The organism is Acutalibacter sp. LFL-21 (assembly GCF_025630755.1).
In the GTDB taxonomy this organism is placed as follows: domain Bacteria; phylum Bacillota; class Clostridia; order Oscillospirales; family Acutalibacteraceae; genus Acutalibacter; species Acutalibacter stercoravium.
Window position 1 is genome coordinate 1 of the sequence record NZ_JAOTNT010000032.1, and the last position, 1,576, is coordinate 1,576.

The 1,576-nt window shown below is 51.6% G+C and carries 1 protein-coding gene; it reads left to right on the forward strand.

Annotated elements, in window-relative coordinates; genetic code table 11:
• The first annotated feature begins 86 nt into the window (after window positions 1-86).
• Window positions 87-1,547 (forward strand): IS1182 family transposase, encoded by a 1,461-nt coding sequence (locus tag ODJ80_RS14000; protein WP_263042554.1) that lies wholly within the window; start codon window positions 87-89, stop codon window positions 1,545-1,547.
• Window positions 1,548-1,576: the final 29 nt, after the last annotated feature.

The following is a 1,576-nucleotide window of genomic DNA, read 5'->3' on the forward strand; positions in this document are numbered from 1 at the left end:
CAGCCTGTCGAAAAAGGTCACCTTTTGGTGGCCTTTTTTCTCGTATTGAGAGAGAAAATGCGGTATAATGGTGTAGGGTGATAAAAATGCTGGTAAAGAACGCAGAAAATCGAGAGCAGCTGGAATTTGTAAGTTTGGAGAACATGGTCCCGCAGGATCACTTGCTGCGGAAAATCGACGACGCCATCGACTTCAAGAAAATCTACGAATTTGTGGAGGATCTGTACTGCGAGGACAACGGCCGGCCCAGCGTTGACCCGGTGGTGCTGTTCAAGATCGTGCTGATCCAGCATATCTATGGAATTTCTTCCCTACGCCGAACCCTGGAGGAAGTGAGCATGAATCTGGCATACCGGTGGTTCATTGGATATCCGCTGAATGAAGCGGTACCGCACTTCTCCACAGTGAGTTACAACTTCAAGCACCGATTCAACCACGCCACGGTGGAATATGTGTTCCGCTGGGTGTTGAAAGCCGCGGCAGAGGAAGGATATCTGGACACAGAAGCGATTTTTGTGGACGGAACCCACATTAAGGCAAGTGCTAATCTGAAAAAGCAGGCCAAAAAGGCGGCCCCCAAGCAGGCAAAGCGGTATGCGAGGGAACTGTTCAATGAGGTAAACAAAGACCGGGAGGAACACGGCAAGAAACCTTTCTCGGATGACAGCGACAAAAAGCCGCCGGAGGAGAAGGAAACGGTGGTGTCCACCACCGACCCGGAAAGCGGTGTATTCCACAAGGGGGAGCACAAAAAGTGCTTTGCCTACGAAGCGCACACAGCATGTGACAAGCACAATTTTGTTGTTGGTGTTCACGTCACTCCCGGCAATATCCACGACAGTGTAGCCTTTGATCCTCTGTACGATGAAGTATGCCAGTATTACCCCGAGCACAAAACCGTGGTGGCGGACAGCGCCTACAAAACCCCCTGGATCTGCAAGAGAATCTTCGACAGCGGCCGCGTTCTTTCCACCTGCTATACCCGCCCCAAGACCAAAGGAAACGGCCACCCCTGGTGGGCCTATGTGTATGACGAATACTTTGACGATGTGATCTGTCCGGAATACCGTGCGCTGCATTATTCCACCACAAACCGGGAGGGCTACCGGGAATACAAGAGCCGAGGCTATCTTTGCAAGACCTGTCCCACCAGAGGGATGTGCACCGAGAACGCCAAGTGCGAGAAAACCGTACTGCGCCATGTCTGGCAGGACTATGTGGAGATGGCAGAGCATGTCCGGCATATGGCGGTGTACAAAGAACTGTACCGGCTGCGAAAAGAGAAGATTGAGCGTGTGTTTGCCGATGCGAAGGAAAAACACGGGATGCGTTACACGCAGTACAGAGGCTTGGCCCAGGTGACAAACTGGGTGAAGCTTAAATTTGCTGCCATGAATCTGAAAAAGCTGGCCATTTGGAAATGGAATGGCCGCCATCCGGCGCCGGATGGCGGAAAACGAACAGGATGGGGGAAAAGTGTAGCTGTTGTTTTGATGCTTTTTCCGTTTCCGCTTTCGTTTCCAAGCAAAAAACCTGCTCTGGCTTAATTGCCGGAGCAGGTTTTTCTACAGGCTGA

Excerpts from the sequence above, each read along its gene's own strand:
- ODJ80_RS14000 (WP_263042554.1), top strand. The coding sequence starts at position 87 with ATGCTGGTAAAGAACGCAGAAAATCGAGAGCAGCTGGAATTTGTAAGT.